Source organism: Rhizobacter sp. P1_G5 (assembly GCF_056405435.1).
The window spans coordinates 1-16,443 of the sequence record NZ_JBFUCB010000066.1; the positions used below are offsets into that span (position 1 = coordinate 1).

16 protein-coding genes are annotated in these 16,443 nt (G+C 69.6%); 8 read left to right on the forward strand and 8 right to left on the reverse strand.

The genetic code is table 11. From position 1 onward, the window contains the following. Nucleotides 1-26: 26 nt before the first annotated feature. From AC1D12_RS07305 to AC1D12_RS07315, 3 genes are read right to left on the reverse strand one after another with little or no spacing between them, the layout of a single operon-like run. On the reverse strand, nt 27-1,349 hold the full coding sequence (locus tag AC1D12_RS07305) for a TRAP transporter large permease (RefSeq protein WP_477839655.1): 1,323 nt from the start codon (nt 1,347-1,349) through the stop codon (nt 27-29). Further along, complete coding sequence (locus tag AC1D12_RS07310) at nt 1,346-1,987, reverse strand: TRAP transporter small permease (RefSeq protein ID WP_047501315.1); 642 nt, start codon at nt 1,985-1,987, stop codon at nt 1,346-1,348. Before AC1D12_RS07310 ends, AC1D12_RS07305 begins: the two co-directional genes overlap by 4 nt. A gap of 9 nt (nt 1,988-1,996) precedes the next feature. Further along, nucleotides 1,997-3,010, reverse strand: coding sequence for a TRAP transporter substrate-binding protein (locus AC1D12_RS07315; RefSeq protein WP_465111319.1), 1,014 nt, complete (start codon nt 3,008-3,010; stop codon nt 1,997-1,999). A 142-nt stretch (nt 3,011-3,152) separates the two neighbouring features. Between AC1D12_RS07315 and AC1D12_RS07320 the strand changes: the two genes are divergently transcribed. From AC1D12_RS07320 to AC1D12_RS07335, 4 genes are read left to right on the forward strand one after another with little or no spacing between them, the layout of a single operon-like run. Then, nucleotides 3,153-5,081, forward strand: coding sequence for a sensor histidine kinase (locus tag AC1D12_RS07320; RefSeq protein WP_477839658.1), 1,929 nt, complete (start codon nt 3,153-3,155; stop codon nt 5,079-5,081). Next, complete coding sequence (locus AC1D12_RS07325) at nt 5,078-5,725, forward strand: response regulator transcription factor (RefSeq protein WP_477825099.1); 648 nt, start codon at nt 5,078-5,080, stop codon at nt 5,723-5,725. The genes AC1D12_RS07320 and AC1D12_RS07325 overlap by 4 nt, the downstream gene beginning before the upstream one ends. Before the next feature lie 29 nt (nt 5,726-5,754). Further along, nucleotides 5,755-5,952, forward strand: a complete 198-nt coding sequence (locus AC1D12_RS07330; protein WP_047501312.1) for a hypothetical protein — start codon at nt 5,755-5,757, stop codon at nt 5,950-5,952. Beyond that, complete coding sequence (locus AC1D12_RS07335) at nt 5,949-6,698, forward strand: hypothetical protein (protein ID WP_477825100.1); 750 nt, start codon at nt 5,949-5,951, stop codon at nt 6,696-6,698. The genes AC1D12_RS07330 and AC1D12_RS07335 overlap by 4 nt, the downstream gene beginning before the upstream one ends. Nucleotides 6,699-6,768: 70 nt before the next feature. Here the strand turns inward: AC1D12_RS07335 and AC1D12_RS07340 are convergent, their stop codons facing one another. From AC1D12_RS07340 to AC1D12_RS07350, 3 genes are read right to left on the reverse strand one after another with little or no spacing between them, the layout of a single operon-like run. Further along, on the reverse strand, nt 6,769-8,193 hold the full coding sequence (locus AC1D12_RS07340; RefSeq protein WP_477825101.1) for an NAD(P)(+) transhydrogenase (Re/Si-specific) subunit beta: 1,425 nt from the start codon (nt 8,191-8,193) through the stop codon (nt 6,769-6,771). Next, complete coding sequence (locus AC1D12_RS07345; RefSeq protein WP_047501305.1) at nt 8,190-8,516, reverse strand: NAD(P) transhydrogenase subunit alpha part 2; 327 nt, start codon at nt 8,514-8,516, stop codon at nt 8,190-8,192. Before AC1D12_RS07345 ends, AC1D12_RS07340 begins: the two co-directional genes overlap by 4 nt. A gap of 11 nt (nt 8,517-8,527) precedes the next feature. Continuing rightward, nucleotides 8,528-9,643: a Re/Si-specific NAD(P)(+) transhydrogenase subunit alpha gene (locus AC1D12_RS07350; RefSeq protein WP_465111315.1), complete on the reverse strand. Its 1,116-nt coding sequence runs from the start codon at nt 9,641-9,643 to the stop codon at nt 8,528-8,530. A gap of 141 nt (nt 9,644-9,784) precedes the next feature. On the opposite strand from AC1D12_RS07350, the gene AC1D12_RS07355 reads away from it, so the two are divergent. Together AC1D12_RS07355 and mnmA are read left to right on the forward strand one after the other, a co-directional pair. Continuing rightward, nucleotides 9,785-10,285 (forward strand): NUDIX hydrolase, encoded by a 501-nt coding sequence (locus AC1D12_RS07355; protein WP_477825103.1) that lies wholly within the window; start codon nt 9,785-9,787, stop codon nt 10,283-10,285. Continuing rightward, a complete protein-coding gene (gene mnmA, locus AC1D12_RS07360) occupies nt 10,282-11,385 on the forward strand; it encodes a tRNA 2-thiouridine(34) synthase MnmA (RefSeq protein ID WP_477839660.1) in 1,104 nt (367 codons plus the stop codon). The genes AC1D12_RS07355 and mnmA overlap by 4 nt, the downstream gene beginning before the upstream one ends. 7 nt (nt 11,386-11,392) lie before the next feature. Here mnmA and AC1D12_RS07365 read toward each other — a convergent pair whose 3' ends face one another. Next, a complete protein-coding gene (locus AC1D12_RS07365) occupies nt 11,393-11,935 on the reverse strand; it encodes a CAP domain-containing protein (protein WP_477839662.1) in 543 nt (180 codons plus the stop codon). 254 nt (nt 11,936-12,189) lie between these two features. Here AC1D12_RS07365 and AC1D12_RS07370 point away from each other — a divergent pair, with 254 nt between their 5' ends. Both AC1D12_RS07370 and AC1D12_RS07375 read left to right on the forward strand, forming a co-directional pair. Further along, a complete protein-coding gene (locus tag AC1D12_RS07370; RefSeq protein ID WP_477839664.1) occupies nt 12,190-12,819 on the forward strand; it encodes a carboxypeptidase regulatory-like domain-containing protein in 630 nt (209 codons plus the stop codon). Further along, a complete protein-coding gene (locus tag AC1D12_RS07375) occupies nt 12,816-15,320 on the forward strand; it encodes a putative bifunctional diguanylate cyclase/phosphodiesterase (protein WP_477839666.1) in 2,505 nt (834 codons plus the stop codon). The genes AC1D12_RS07370 and AC1D12_RS07375 overlap by 4 nt, the downstream gene beginning before the upstream one ends. Here the strand turns inward: AC1D12_RS07375 and pdxR are convergent. Next, a partial coding sequence (pdxR, locus tag AC1D12_RS07380; RefSeq protein WP_477839668.1) for a MocR-like pyridoxine biosynthesis transcription factor PdxR occupies nt 15,307-16,443 on the reverse strand: 1,137 nt, incomplete at its 5' end. The two genes, AC1D12_RS07375 and pdxR, sit on opposite strands and share 14 nt — an antisense overlap.

The window sequence follows — 16,443 nt, forward strand, 5'->3', positions numbered from 1 at the left end:
GTGATGTAGGTCCGTGATGTAGATCCTCAGCGCGCCAGCAGGTGCGGCAGCGTCAGCGACAGCGCCGGCCAGTAGGTGACGAGGACCAGGAACCCGATCATCGTCAGCAGCCATGGCCACACCGCGATCGTCAGCTCGGTGATGCCCATCTTGCTGATGCCCGACGCGACGTACAGGTTCAGCCCGACCGGCGGGTGGCACATGCCGACCTCCATGTTGACCGCCATCAGGATGCCCAGGTGGATCGGGTTCACGCCCAGCTTGCAGGCCACCGGGTACAGGATCGGCGCCATGATCAGCACGATCGCCGACGGGTCCATGAAGTTGCCGGCCACCAGCAGGATGATGTTGACCAGCAGCAGGAACACCACCACGCCGAAGCCCTGGCCCGTCATCCACGCCGCCATCGACTGCGGGATCTGCTCGGAGGTCAGCAGGAACGAGAACAGCACCGCGTTCGTGATGATGTACAGCAGCATCGAGCTCATCGCGGCGGCGTTGCGCAGCACCTTCGGCACGTCGCGCAGCTTCAGGTCCTTGTAGATGAACACCGAGATCACGAAGGCATACACCGCCGCGATCGCCGCCGCCTCGGTCGGCGTGAAGATGCCGGAGTAGATGCCGCCGATCACGATCACGATCAGCGCGATGCCCCAGAACGCCTCGCGGAAGGCCTTCCAGCGCTCGCCCCAGCTCGCGCGCGGCAGGCGTGGGTAGTCGAACTTGCGCGCCCGGTACCAGGTGGTCACGCCCAGCAGCAGCGACAGCAGCAGCCCCGGCAGCACGCCGGCGATGAACAGGTCGCCGACCGACGCGGTGGCCACCGGCTGGCCGTCCGGCCCGGTCGCGTTCATGCCGTTGGTCGCGATCGAAAAGATCACCAGGTTGATCGACGGCGGAAACAGGATGCCCAACGCGCCCGAGGTGGTGATCACGCCGGCCGAGAAGCGCTTGGGGTAGCCGGCCTTCTGCATCGCCGGCAGCAGGATGGTGCCGACCGCGACCACGGTGGCGACCGACGAGCCCGAGATCGCCGCGAACAGCGCACAGGCCAGCACGCCGGCCAGCCCCAGCCCGCCGTAGAAGTGCCCGACCATCGTCGACGCGAAGTGGATCATCCGCCGCGCCGCGCCGCCGTTGGTCAGGAAGTTGCCGGCCAGGATGAAGAACGGGATCGCCATGATCTCGAACTTCTCGAGGCCCGAGAACAGCTTGAGCCCGATCGACGCGATCGGCTCGTTCGTCATGCCGAAGAAGAAGCCCAGCACCGTGAGGCCGAGCGCGATGGAGACCGGCATGCCGGTCAGCATCAGCAGCACCAGCAGGCCGAAGATGATCAATGCATTCATGCTGCGGCCTCCGCCTCGTCCAGACCTTCCACATGAGCGACCTCATGGTGCGGCAGCTCGCCGCGCCGCCAGAAGGCCCACATCACCTGCAGGAAGCGGAAACACATCAGGTACGACGCCAGCGGGATGCAGGCGTACGGGATCCAGGTCGGCACCTCGAGGTCGGGCGAGGTCGGGCCCTCGGGCACGTCGCCGACATCCCAGCCGAAAGTGCTGAAGAGGGCGTGGTGGAAGCCGTTGTCCCAGACGAACACCGCGCCCATCGTGCCCACCACCGCGGTGAAGACCACGCCGCCGAGCAAGCCGACCAGCGTCAGCCAGCGCGCCTGCGCCGGCGGCAGCGCACGCACCAGCGTGTCGACGCCGACGTGCGTGCCGTGGCGCACGCCGTAGGCCGCGCCGAACTTCGCCATCCACACGAACATGTAGATGCACAGCTCCTGGGCCCAGCTCAGGTTCAGGCCGAGCAGGAAATCCTGCACCGGCTGCAGCACGGCCGGGTAGTGCGCGGCGGCCGCATAGCGGTGCACCACGGCAACGAAGATCAGCAGCGTCGCCGCGCCCATCAGGGCGGCGATCAGCCATTCCTCGAGGTGATCGAGGAAGCGGTTCACGGACCGCAGCACCGGCGCGACCATGGCGCCGCCCTACTTCGCGGGCACGAAGCCGGCCGCCTTGTAGACCGCGTCGATCGTCGACTGGCCCACGCGCGACGCCATCTCCTTGTGCACCGGCATCAGCGCCTTCTTCCACTCGTCGAGCTCGGCGGCCGTCGGCGTGTAGATGGTGGTCTTGCCGCTCGCGCGCATCTTCTCGAGGTCGTCGATGTTCTCCTTGGTCGCCATGTCGTTGGCGAACGCGGTTGCCTCCTTCAGCGCGCCTTCGAGAATCGTGCGGATGTCGGCCGGCAGGCCGTCCCAGAACTTCTTGTTGACGATCACCGCATAGGCCAGGTGGCCGTGGTTCGAGATCGTCGTGTGCTTCTGCACCTCGTAGGTCTTCTGCGTGTAGAAGTTCGACGGCACGCCTTCGCAGCCGTCGACCACGCCGGACTGCAGCGCCTGGTACAGCTCGCTGAAGGCCATCACCTGCGGCACCGCGCCGAGCGCACGCATCTCGGCATCGAGCACCTTCGAGCTCTGGATGCGCATCTTCAGGCCCCTGAAGTCCGCCACCTTGTGCAGCGGCTTGTTGGCACTCATGATGTGGAAGCCGTTGTCCCAGTACGCGAGGCCCTTGACGCCCTTCGGCTCGAGCTTCTTGAACAGGTCGGCGCCGACCGGCCCTTCGGTGACGGCGCGGAACGCCGCCTGGTCCTTGAAGATGAACGGCAGGTCGAAGACCTCGAATTCCTTGACGCCCAGCGGGCCGAACTTGGCGAGCGACGGCGCGAGCATCTGCACCGAGCCGAGCTGCAGCGCCTCCATCTCTTCCTTGTCCTTGTAGAGCTGGCTGTTCGGGTAGACATCCACCTTCACGCGGCCGCCGCTGCGCTGCTCGGCCAGTTCCTTGAAGCGCTGCGCGCCGTTGCCCTTGGGCGTGTCGGGGGCGACGACGTGGCTGAACTTGATGACGATGGGCGCCTGCGCGAAGGTCTTCGGGGCGGCCACGGCCAATGCGGCGGCGGCGAGCGCACTGCGGCGCGTCATGGTTTGCGTCATGTCTTGTCTCCGGGTGGTCTGTCCTGCGGCGGGATTCTGGTCGGCGGCCCGGAGCGCGGGAAGTTGTGGAGTTCCACATTTCGGCACCACCAGGCGCACGCGGTTCGCCCGCCCACGCGTCCACGAACCTAGRCTTCGCGCCATGCCCGCACCGGCCGATCCGCCCCGCCACCCTGCCCTCGCGCTGCCGCCGCGCCCGCCGGCGCGGCGCGGGCTGTGGGCGCTGCCGCTGCTGCTGTCGCTGGTCTTCGTGGCCGGCGTGCTGCTGTGGCTGCGCGCCACCGAGCAGGCCGACCTGGAAGAGCAGCGCACCGCGATGGTCTCCGACGCGCTGTCGCTGGAGACGCAGGCGAGCGCGCGCATCGAGCGCGAGACGCTGCTGTTGAAGGATGTCGCGACGCGGCTGGATCACCGCGCCGCCGACCCGCAGGCGCTCGCGACGCTGCCCGAGGCGCAGCAGGGCCTGCACCGCTTCTGGATCAGCCTGACCTGGCTGGACCGCAGCAACCGGCTGGTCGCTCAACTGCCCGATGTCCCCGACGGCGCGCGCAGCGGCCCCGGCCTGTCGGCCCACCTGTCGGCGCCGCTCGCCTCCGGCGGCACGCTGGTGGCGCGCTACTCGCCTGGCGAGATGCTGCGCCAGACGGTGCCGTGGTGGCTGGCCCGCACGTACGACGTGCGGCTGCTCGACGGCTTCGATGCGGTGATCGCGTCGACCACCGAGGACCGGCCGCTGGAGGGCCGCCAGAGCTGGCGCATCAGCATGGCGCCGGCGCTGGCCGACAGCTGGCTGGAGCTGACCGCGCGCGACGTGGTGCCGCCGTGGTACCACGGCCTGCCGGTCGCGATGGTGGCGGGTTTCGTCGCGCTGATCGCTGCCATCACCTGGATGCTGCGGCGGCAGATGCACGGCGTGTCGCGCGCCGAGGCGGCGTGGCGCACCGAGGCCGCGTGGCGCCAGGCGATGGAGGATTCGCTGACGGTGGGGCTGCGCGCCCGCGACCTCGACGGCCGGCTCGTCTACGTGAACCGCACGCTCGCCGACATGGTGGGCTACGAGCCGCACGAGCTGGTCGGGCTGCTGCCGCCGATGCCGTACTGGCCGGCCGACTCGCACGAGGAGATCATGCAGCGGCACCTGCGCAACATGGCCGGCCAGGCGCCGCGCGAAGGCTACGAGGCGCGCTGGCGGCACCGCGACGGACGCYTGTTCGACGTGATGGTGTTCGAGGCGCCGCTGGTGGACGCACGCGGCGGGCACATCGGCTGGATGGGCTCGATCCTCGACATGACCGAGCGGCGCCGGCTCGAGGAACGCGAGCGCCGGCAGACCGAGACGATGGCCCACCATGCGCGGCTGACGATGCTGGGCGAGGTGGCCTCGACGCTGGCGCACGAGCTGAACCAGCCGCTGACGGCGATCGCGAGCTACAACGCCGGCGTGATGAACTCGATGCACAAGCTGCCCTCGCCCGACCCGGTGGTGATGCGGGCGCTGAAGCGGCTGGGCGAGCAGGCCGCCCATGCCGGCGCGATCGTGCAGCGCATCCGCGAGTTCCTGACGCGGCGCGAGCCGCGGCTGGAGCCGTGTACGCTGAACACGGTGATCGAGGGCGGCGTCGCGCTGCTGCGCCGCGAGCTGCAGCGCCAGCAGGTGCAGGTGGTGCTGCAGCTCGATGCGGCGCTGCCGGTGATCGTGGCCGATGCGGTGCTGATCGAGCAGGTGGTGATCAACCTGGTGCGCAATGCCGGCGATGCGCTGGCCCACCAGGCGGGCGAGCGGCGCATCGTCGCCGCCAGTTCGCTGAGCGCCGACGGCCGCTTCGTGCGCATCGACGTGCGCGACAACGGCCCGGGCCTGGGCGGGCTCGGCATCGAGGCGCTGTGCGCGCCGTTCTTCTCGACCAAGGCAGAGGGCATGGGCATGGGTCTCGCGATCTGCCGCTCGATCATCGAGGCGCACCAGGGCATGTTCGATGCCGCCGACGCGGTGGGCGGCGGTGCGGTGTTCACGTTGACGCTGCCGGTGGACCTGGCGGTGTCGGACCTTTCCGCGGAGGACGACGAATGAACGAACCCCGACCCGGGCCCGGACCCGTTCCCCCTGCCGGCGTCGTCTACCTGGTCGACGACGAGGCGGTGGTGCTGGATGCGCTGGGCTTCCTGCTGGCGTCGCACGGCCTGGACGTGCGGCCGCACGGCAGCGGGCCGGCGCTGCTGGCGACCGTCGATGCCACGCCGCGCCCGCTGCCGGGCGTGTTCCTGCTCGACATCCGGATGGAGCCGATGTCCGGCCCGCGGCTGCACGACGAGCTGATCGCGCGCGGGCTGCGCAACCCGGTGCTGTTCCTGAGCGGGCATGGCGACATCCCGATGGCGGTCGAGGCGTTGAAGAAGGGAGCGTTCGATTTCCTCGAGAAGCCGTATGTCGACAACGCGCTGGCCGACCGGGTGGCGCAGGCGCTGGCGGTCGATGCCGCGATGCAGCGCCAGGGCGCGCAGGTGGCCGAGCGGCAGGCGCGGCTGTCGAGCCTGACCGAGCGCGAGCACGAGGTGATGCTGCGCGTGGCGGCCGGCAAGCTGAACAAGGTGATCGCCGACGAGCTGCATGTGTCGGTGCGGACGGTGGAGGTGCACCGGGCGCGGGTGTACGCGAAGCTGGGCGTGCGCTCGGCGGCGGAGGTGGCCACGGTGCTCGCGGCGCCGTCGGCCTGATCGAATCGTTTGGCCGTACATTTCAGCCCATGCCCAGTGTCAACATCAATCCGGTGGTCCGGGCCTTGTTGAGCGACCCGCAGAAGCGCCAGGAGTATCGGCGCCAGCTGATCGCCAGCCGTCCGCAGCAGGACGAAGGCCGCAGGATCGAGCTTGAAGACGCGACCGGCAAGGTCGTGCACCTGAGGGTGCTTCCCGCGACGCCGCCGGCCGTCCCGAAACCTTGAACGTCGCGTTCCAGGCCTTCCTGCTGCTGCTGATCTACCTGCCGGGCGCGATCTTCGTGCTGGCGGTGACCGGCAAGATCCGCGACAACGGCGAGATCCCGGTGATCTCCGGCTCGATGACCGGCCATGCGATTGCCGCGGTGCTGGTGTCGGCGCTGCTGCACACGGGGTGGCTGCTGGCGATCCACACGTGGCAGCTGCTCGGCGGCTGTGCCTGCCAGCCGGCGGCGCGCGACTTCTTCGCGCTGCTGACGCTGAACAACGCGACGGCGCCGTACCTCGCGGCCGAAGCGGCGATCGGCGGCGCGCTGTGGTTCAACGCGGTGTACTTCATCAGCATCTTCACGCTGCCGCTGGTGGCGGGCCTGGCGATCAACACCGCGATCGAGCGCCGCGGGCTGGACATCCGCCACCGTTTCCTGCGCTTCAAGCCGCCCTGGCACTACATCCTGACCGGCGAGAACCGCTCGAACCGGGACGGGCGCACGGTGGTGGTCGACGTGCTGGTGCAGGTCGGCGATACGCCGGTGCTGTACAGCGGGATCCTGAGCTACTTCTCGTTCGACGAGAAGACCAAGGCGCCGGATGCGCTGGTGCTGGCCTCGGCGTTCCGCGGCGTGGTGCCCGACTTCGCCGGCACGGCCGAGCCGGAGTTCCTGACGCCGATCCCGGGTGACACCTTTGCGGTGAAGTTCAGCGAGATCAAGAACATCAACATCCAGTACGTGGATCTGGTGGACGCGTAGCCGGGCGACAGCCCAGACTCAACCCCCACTTGTTCGCTTGTCACCTCCCCGCACGCGCCTTTGCCGCACCCTACTCGACAGCCTTCACCATGTCCTCGACGACCTTCTTCGCATCCCCGAAGACCATCATCGTCTTGTCCATGTAGAACAGCTCGTTGTCCAGCCCCGCGTACCCGGCCGCCATCGACCGCTTGTTGACRATGACCGTCTTGGCCTTGTASGCCTCSAGGATSGGCATCCCGTAGATCGGGCTGCCCTTGATGTGCGCCGCAGGATTCACCACGTCATTCGCACCCAGGATGATCGCGACGTCGGCCTGGCCGAACTCGCCGTTGATGTCCTCCATCTCGAACACCTGGTCGTACGGCACCTCGGCCTCGGCCAGCAGCACGTTCATGTGCCCCGGCATGCGCCCGGCCACCGGGTGGATCGCGTACTTCACCGTGATGCCCTTGGCCGTCAGCTTGGCCGCCAGCTCCTTCACCGCATGTTGCGCGCGTGCCACCGCCAGCCCGTAGCCCGGCACGATCACCACCGTCTCGGCATTGCCGAGCACGAAGGCCGCGTCGTCGGCGCTGCCGCTCTTCACGTTGCGCTGCGCCTGCGCACCGGCTACCGCGGTGCCCGCCTCGCCGCCGAAGCCGCCCAGGATCACGTTGAAGAACGAGCGGTTCATCGCCTTGCACATGATGTAGCTCAGGATCGCCCCCGAGCTGCCCACCAGTGAGCCGGCGATGATCAGCATGCTGTTGTTCAGGCTGAAGCCGATGCCCGCCGCCGCCCAGCCGGAGTAGCTGTTCAGCATCGACACCACCACCGGCATGTCGGCCCCGCCGATCGGGATGATGATCAGCACACCCATCACGAAGGCCAGCGCCAGCATGCCGAAGAAGGCCGGCCAGCTCTCGGTGAACATGAACACCAGGCCCAGCCCGACGGTCGCGAGACCCAGCACCAGGTTCAGCACATGCTGCCCCGCGAACTGCACCGGCGCGCCCTGGAACAGCCGGAACTTGTACTTGCCCGACAGCTTGCCGAACGCGATCACCGAGCCGCTGAACGTGACGGCCCCGATCGCCGCGCCGAGGAACAGCTCCAGCCGGTTGCCGGTGGGGATCGGGTCGCCCTTCGCAGCGATGCTGAACGCGTGAGGCTCGGCCACCGCCGCCACCGCGATGAACACCGCGGCCAGGCCGATCATGCTGTGCATGAAGGCGACCAGCTCCGGCATCTTGGTCATCTCGACGCGCTTGGCCATCACCGCGCCGGCCGTGCCGCCGACCAGCAGGCCGAGCAGTACCCAGCCAAGGCCGAGCGCGTTGCCGTCGGCCAGCTTGACGATCAGCGCCGCCGTCGTCAGCGCCGCGATCGCCATGCCGGTCATGCCGAACAGGTTGCCGCGGATCGACGTGGTCGGGTGCGACAGGCCCTTCAAGGCCTGGATGAAGAAGACGCTCGCCACCAGGTACAGCAGCGTCACGAGGTTCATGCTCATTGCGAGCCCTCCTTCGGCGCGGCGATCGCCTTCTTCTCCTTCTTGCGGAACATCTCCAGCATGCGCCGCGTCACGAGGAAGCCGCCGAACACGTTGACGGCCGCCAGCGCGACCGCCAGCACGCCCATCGTCTTGCCCAGCGGCGTCTCGGTGAGCGCCGCGGCGAGCATCGCGCCGACGATCACGATCGCCGAGATCGCGTTCGTCACCGCCATCAGCGGCGTGTGCAGCGCCGGCGTGACGGTCCACACGACGTGGTAGCCGACGTAGATCGCCAGCACGAAGATGATCAGGTTGGTCAGGGTATGGCTCACGGGATCCATCGTCGTGCTCCTTATTTGCGGGTGACTTGGCCGCCCTGGCTGACCAGGCAGGCCACGACGATGTCGTCGTCCATCGGCACGTGGAACGTGCCCTCCTTCGTCAGCACGAGCTTCAGGAAGTCGAGCACGTTGCGCGCATACAGCGCGCTCGCATCCGCTGCCACCAGCGCCGGCAGGTTGGTCTCGCCGACCAGCGTGACGCCGTGCTTGACCACGATCTTCCCGGCCTCGGTCAGCGGGCAGTTGCCGCCCTGCGCGGCCGCGAGGTCGACGATCACCGAGCCCGGCTTCATCGCCTTCACCATCTCCTCGGTCACCAGCACCGGCGCGGCGCGGCCCGGGATCAGCGCGGTGGTCACGACGATGTCGGCGGCCGCGACGCGTTTGGCCACCTCGACCTTCTGCCGGTCCAGCCAGCTCTGCGGCATCGGCCGCGCGTAGCCGCCCACGCCCTCGGCCGCTTCCTTCTCTTCCGCCGTCTCGTACGGCACGTCGATGAACTTCGCGCCCAGCGACTCGACCTGCTCCTTCACCGAGGGCCGCACGTCGCTCGCCTCGATCACCGCCCCCAGGCGCTTCGCGGTCGCGATCGCCTGCAGCCCGGCCACGCCGACGCCGAGGATCACGACGCGCGCCGCCTTCACGGTGCCGGCCGCCGTCATCAGCATCGGGAAGATGCGCTGGTAGCGGTCGGCCGCGATCATGATCGCCTTGTAGCCGGCCAGGTTGGCCTGCGACGACAGCACGTCCATGCTCTGCGCCCGCGTGGTGCGCGGCGCGGCCTCGAGCGCGAAGCTGGTCAGCCCGGCCTCGGCCAGCCGCTGCAGGCCCTCGCGGTCGAACGGGTTCAGCATGCCGACCAGCGCGGTGCCGGTCTTCAGCAGCGGCAGCTCGTCCACCGACGGCGCGCGCACCTTCAGCACCAGCTCGGCGCCGAAGGCGCCGGCCCGGTCGACGATCTCGGCACCGGCCGCCGCATAGGCCTCGTCGGTGACGCTGGCGGCGATGCCGGCCCCCGACTGCACGCGCAGCACATGGCCCTGCGCCTTGAGCTTCTTGACCGTCTCCGGGGTCGCGGCGACGCGCGTTTCCCCAGCCGCTGTTTCCAGCGGGACCCCTATCAGCATGGCGGACTCCTCGGGTGCGTTGTTGTGTCGGACGTTGTGCGTGTAACTGGCGCGAGAGCTTACACAAAGCTTTCGCACCCACAACCGGCACACGCCCTCACGCGATGCAGGGCCACAACACCCGCCCTTAAAATCGGCCGGATGTCCTCCCGTTGGAAACCCAGCGTCACCGTTGCCGCGATCGTCGAACACCTGGGCCGGTTCCTGCTGGTGGAGGAGCACACGTCCGACGGGCTGTGCCTGAACAACCCCGCCGGCCACCTCGATCCGGGCGAGTCGCCGCTGCAGGGCGTGGTGCGCGAGGCGCTCGAAGAGACCGCCCGCGCGTTCGTGCCGACCGGCATCGTCGGCATCTACCTGTCGCGCTCGCAACGCCCCGGCACGGAGCGCGTCGTCGGGCGCGACACCACCTACCTGCGCATCGCGTTCCGTGGCACGGTCGGCGAGCCCGACCTGACGCGCACGCTCGACACCGGCATCGTGCGCGCGCTGTGGATGACGCCCGACGAGATCCGCGCGAGCGTGCACCGGCACCGCAGCCCGCTGCTGCTGCGCTGCGTCGACGACCACCTGGCGGGCGTGAACCACCCGCTGTCCCTCATCACGACCGACGAGTCGGTCTTTGCGGTCCCTCCGAAGTGAAGAAGCAACGCATCGTCGTCGGCCTGTCCGGCGGTGTCGATTCCGCCGTCAGTGCCCACCTGCTGAAGCAGCAGGGGCACGAGGTCATCGGCATCTTCATGAAGAACTGGGAAGACGATGACGACGACGCGTACTGCTCGACGCGCCAGGATTTCCTCGATGCCGCGAGCGTGGCCGACGTGCTCGGCATCGAGATCGAGCATGTGAACTTCGCGGCCGACTACAAGGACCGGGTGTTCGCCGAGTTCCTGCGCGAGTACCAGGCCGGCCGCACGCCGAACCCCGACGTGCTGTGCAACGCCGAGATCAAGTTCAAGGCCTTCCTCGACCATGCGATGCGCCTGGGCGCCGAGAAGATCGCGACGGGCCACTATGCGCGAGTGCGCGAGCGCGATGGCCGCTTCGAGTTGCTGAAGGGGCTCGATCCGCTGAAGGACCAGAGCTATTTCCTGCACCGGCTGAACCAGGCGCAGCTGGGCAAGACGCTGTTCCCGGTCGGCGAGCTGCCGAAGACCGAGGTGCGCCGCATCGCCGCCGAGATCGGCCTGCCGAACGCCGCCAAGAAGGACTCGACCGGCATCTGCTTCATCGGCGAGCGGCCGTTCCGCGAGTTCCTGAACCGCTACCTGTCGAACCAGYCCGGCCCGATCAAGGACGACCGCGGCCGGGTGATCGGCGAGCACGTCGGGCTGTCGTTCTACACGCTCGGGCAGCGCAAGGGCATCGGCATCGGCGGGCTGAAGGACAAGGGCGCCGTGCGCGGCGGCAGCGAGCACGCGCCGTGGTTCGTCGCCCGCAAGGACATGGCGGCCAACACGCTCTACGCCGTTCAGGGCCATGACCACCCGTGGCTGCAATCGCATGTGCTGACGGCGGACGACGCGAGCTGGGTGGCCGGCGTGGCGCCGGCGCCGGGCGGCATGGCGGCCAAGACGCGCTACCGCCAGGCCGATGCGGGCTGCGCGCTCGATGGCGGCAGCGCAGCGGCGTTCAGCCTGAACTTCGGCACCGCGCAATGGGCGGTGACGCCCGGGCAATCAGCGGTGCTGTACGACGGCGAGGTCTGCCTGGGCGGTGGCGTGATCGCGAGCGCCACCTGAGTCGCCGTCACCTGGGCTTGGCCAGGTCCATCGTCCAGTAGCGGCTGTACGCGGCACCGGCCGCGCCGGGCACGCAGGCCACGCCGACCTGCGTGAAGTTCTTGCTCATCAGGTTGGCGCAGTGGCCGGGGCTGTTCTGCCAGCTGGTCATCACGCTGTCGATGCTGTTCTGGCCGGCGGCGATGTTCTCGCCGATCGCGCTCCAGGTGTAGCCGGTCGCGGTGATGCGTTGCGAGAAAGTCCGGCCGTCCTGGCTGTCGTGCGAGAAGTAGTTCTTCGTCGCCATGTCCTGCGAGTGCCCCACGGCCGCTTGCGTCAGCTTGTCGTTCCAGGTGAGCGCCGGCGCCGCCGTGAAATTGCCCTCCGAGCCACAGCTCTGCGCGCTGGCACGGAAGGCGTTGATGCGCGCCAGCATCTGCGCGTTGAAATCGGCGATGTCGCAGGTGCCGGAGGCCGCGGGGGCTGGCGCGGGGGCCGGCGTGCCGGCGTCGGCCGTGCCGGAATCGCTGCTGCCGCCGCAGGCGGCGAGGAACATCAGCCAGGGTGCCACCAGGCGGGCACGTCGTGAGGAGGTCGACAAGATCTATATCCGAAGCCGGGGATTCCACAGCCTAAACGCCTGGGGATCAAGCGACACATCCAAAACGTAAGCGATTGCTGACCCCGCTCATGCATGGGTCCGAAACGTGATGCACCGCACGCCGAGGCCGCAGCGGCTTCAGTCGGTCGACGGCTCGCCGATATCCGAAGGCAGTGCGGCTTGTGCCGCACCGATCCCTCATCGACCCCGACCTCCAACCCACCATGCGTCTGCGCCTTCAGTCCCTGACCCGACACGGCCTCTGTGCCCTGGCGCTGTCGCTGGCCGCCGCCGCCCAGGGAGCTGCCGTCAGCGTCGCGGTGGCCGATCCGGCCGGCCGCCCGCTGGTCGACGCAGTGGTGATGCTGGAGCCCGCCAGCGGCAAGCTGCCGGTCAAGCCGATGGCCGGCGTCGAGATCTCGCAGAGCAAGCGCCAGTTCAACCCGTCGGTGACGGTCGTCACCGTCGGCACGCCGGTCACCTTCCCGAACTTCGATACCGTGCGGCACCACGTCTATTCGTTCTCGCCCGTCAAGACCTTCGAGCTGAAGCTCTATGCCGGCGTGCCGGCAGCGCCGGTGGTGTTCGACCAGCCCGGCGCCGCGGTGCTCGGCTGCAACATCCATGACCGGATGAGCGCCTGGGTGGTCGTCGTCGACACGCCGCATCACGCCCGCACCGGCACCGACGGCCGCGCCCGCATCGACGGCATCGCGCCCGGCAGCTACCGGCTGCGCGCCTGGCATGCCGGCGTCGTGCCCGGCCAGGAGCCGGCACCGCAGTCGCTCGCGATCGGCGCGGCCGATGCGCAGGCCGCCATCCAGCTGCCGGTCGCCGCAGGGAGCGCGCCATGACGTCGCCGACCGCACGCGAGCTGCTGCACCCGCGCCACTGGCCGCGCTGGATCGCCAGCTCGCTGGGCACGCGCATCGTCGTGCTGTTCCTCGGGCTGCTGCTGCTCGTGCAGGCCGCGAGCTTCCTCGCGATCCGCGCCAGCATCGACCGCAACGCGCGCGCCGCCATCAACGACGAACTGCTGGTCGGCGAACGCGTGCTGACCCGCGTGCTCGACCAGAACGCGCAGAAGCTCGCCGAAGGCGCGAGCCTGCTGGCGGCCGACTACGGCTTCCGCGCCGCCGTCAGCAGCAACGATGCCGACACCATCGCGTCGGTGCTCGCCAACCACGGCGAGCGCATCGGCGCCACCGTCACCGCGCTGCTCGACACCGAGTTCCGGCTGCGCGCCGCCGCCCAGCCCGGCCTGCAGGAGCTGCTGCCGGTCACGCAGCGGCTGGCCGCGCGGGCGCTCGCCTCCAAGCGCGCCAGCGAGATCGTCGTGCTCGGCCATCGCCCGTTCCAGCTGGTGATGGTGCCGATGCGCGCACCGGTGGTGGTCGGCTGGGTGCTGATGGGCTTCCCGATCGACCAGCGGCTGGTCGACGACATGCATGCGCTGTCGTCGCTGCAGGTCAGCCTGCAGGTGCGCAGCGATGCGAGCTCGACATGGACCACCGCCGTCTCGACGCTGCCGCTGGCCACGCGCGGGCAGCTGGAGAAGCAGGCCGCGCTGGCGCTCGAGCAGGTGAACGGCGGCCACCCCGCCGCCAACTCGGCCGCCGGTTCCGTCACCTTGGCGCTGACGCTGCTCGACAACGAATACAGCGGCCGCACCGTGATGCTCGCCGAGCACGACGGCGCCGCCGTCTCGGCGCTGCTGCTGCGCTCGGTCGACGACGCGGTCGCGCCGTACCGCCAGCTGCAGCTGGGGCTGGCCGCGCTGACGTTGGTCGGCGTGCTGGTGTTCGGCATCGGCAGCGTGCTGACGGCGCGCCACGTGACGACGCCGCTGCGGCGCCTCGCGACGGCGGCCGAACGGCTGGGCGCCGGCGACTACTCGACGCCGCTGCGCGGCCTCGACCGCAGCGACGAGCTGGGCGACGTGGCCCGCGCCTTCGAGCGCATGCGCGAGAGCATCGGCGAGCAGCAGGACGAGATCCTGAAGCTCGCCTACTGGGATCCGCTGACGGCGCTGCCGAACCGCCTGCAGTTCCGCAACGCGGTGCGCGACGCGATCGTCGCGGCCGGCAAGAATGGCCGGACCGTCTCGGTGATCATGCTCGACCTCGATCGCTTCAAGCACGTCAACGACGTGCTCGGCTACCGCTTCGGCGACCTGCTGCTGCGCAGCGTGGCCGAGCGGCTGACGCAGCAGGCGGTGCGCGGCGGCGACCTGGTCGCGCGGCTCGGCGGCGACGAGTTCGCGGTGCTGCTGGCCGGGCTCGATCCCGCCAACGACGTGGCGCTGACCCGCACGGTCGCCAAGCGCATCAACCAGGCCTTCGACGCCGCGCTGAAGCTGGAGGACCAGACGGTCGACATCAGCGCGAGCCTGGGCCTCGCGAACTGGCCGCTGCATGCCGGCGATGCCGACGTGCTGCTGAGCCGCGCCGAGGTCGCGATGTACACCGCCAAGCGCCAGCATGACGGCCCGATGGTCTACGACGCGGCGCTCGATGCCGCGAGCTCGCAGACGCTGTCGCTGCTGAGCGAATTGCGCCATGCGGTCGATCACGACGAACTGCGGCTGTACCTGCAGCCCAAGCTGGCGCTCGGCAACGCACGCGTCGTCGGCGCCGAGGCGCTGGTGCGCTGGCAGCACCCGCGCCGCGGGCTGGTGCCGCCGATGGAGTTCATCCCGTTCGCCGAGCAGACCGGCTTCATCCGGGTGCTGACGCTGTGGGTCTTCGAGCAGACCGCGCAGTTGTGGAAACGCCTGCACGACGGCGGCCAGACGCTGACGATCTCGATCAACCTGTCGACGCGCGACCTGCTCGACCCGGAGCTGCCGCAGAAGTTCGACGCGCTGCTGGTGCGGCATTCGGTGCCGGCCGAGGCCTTCTGCCTGGAGATCACCGAGAGCGCGATCATGGACGACCCGCAGCGCGCGCAGGCCACGCTCGACAAGCTGAGCGCGCTGGGCTTCCGGCTGTCGATCGACGACTTCGGCACGGGCTATTCATCGCTCGCGTACCTGAAGCGGCTGCCGGTGGACGAGCTGAAGATCGACAAATCGTTCGTGCTCAACATGGAGAAGGACCTGGACGACGCACGCATCGTGCGCTCGACGATCGACCTGGCGCACGGCCTCGGGCTCACGGTGGTGGCCGAGGGCGTCGAGAACGCGCAGGTCTGGGAGCTGCTGCGCGAGCTGGCCTGCGACGAGGCCCAGGGCTTCCACATGGGCCGGCCGATGCCGGCCGCCGAGTTCGCGCGCTGGTCGACCGGCTGGAGTGCGCGGCAGGCGATGACGATCGCGACGGGCAAGGGGCCGGACGTTCCGATCACCTTGCACTGAACAGGCGCCCGACCATGCGCGACGCGGCCCGCAGCGCCGCCTCGTCGTACCCCGCATAGCCGAACAGCCAGCCGCGCCGCGGCGCCTCGATCGCATAGCGCGACAGCGTCGCGAGGTACACCCCGCCCTCCTGCGCGCGCGCCGACAGCGGCTCATCCGGCCGGCCCGCCTCGTCCTCGTGCGCCAGGTGCATGCCCTGCGCACTCGGCAGCAGCCGCAGCGCGCCGCCGCTTGCCTTGGCCAAGGTCTCGATCACCAGTTCCTGCCGCAGCGCATACAGCTCGCGCATGCGCCGCAGGTGGCGCAGCAGGTGGCCTTCGGTGATGAAGCGGGCCAGCACGTCCTGCGCGGCACCGGGGCTGTGCCGGTCGGTCACCGCCTTGGCTCCCGCGAAGGCGGGCGCCAGCGCGAGCGGCATCACGATGAAGCCCAGCCGCAGGCCCGGGTGCAGCGTCTTCGAGAAGGTGCCGACGTACAGCACGCGCTCCGACTGCGGCAGGCTGCACAGCGCCGGCATGCGGTGCGCGCCGTACTGGAACTCGCCGTCGTAGTCGTCCTCGACGATCCACGCGCGCCGCGTGCGCGCCCAGTCGAGCAGCGCGAGCCGGCGCGCCAGGCTCATGTGCACGCCCATCGGGAACTGGTGCGTCGGCGTCACGACCGCCATGCGCGCCTGCGGCCAGCGCGCGGCGCCCTGCGCGATGCACAGCCCGTCGGCGTCCAGCGGCACCGGCCGCACGACCGCGCCCTGCCCGAGCAGGTTGGCGCGGATGCCCGGGTAGCCCGGGTCCTCGACCATCACCTCGTCGCCCAGGTCGAGCAGCAGCCGGCCGATCAGGTCGATGCCCTGCTGCGAGCCCGACGTGACCAGCACCTGCGACGCCTCGCAGCGGATGCCGCGCGACACCAGCAGCCACTGCGCGATCGCCTCGCGCAGCGCCGGCTCGCCGGCCGGATCGGTGTACTGCGACAGCGCCCGGCGGCGCGGCGCGGCGGTGTCGCGGGCCAGCCGGTCCCACAGCGCGAACGGGAACTCCGCAGTGGCCGGCGCGCCGATGCGGAACGCGACCGGCAGCTGCGTCGGCGGGCGCCAGCGCAGCGCGATGTCGGCGATGGCCTGGCC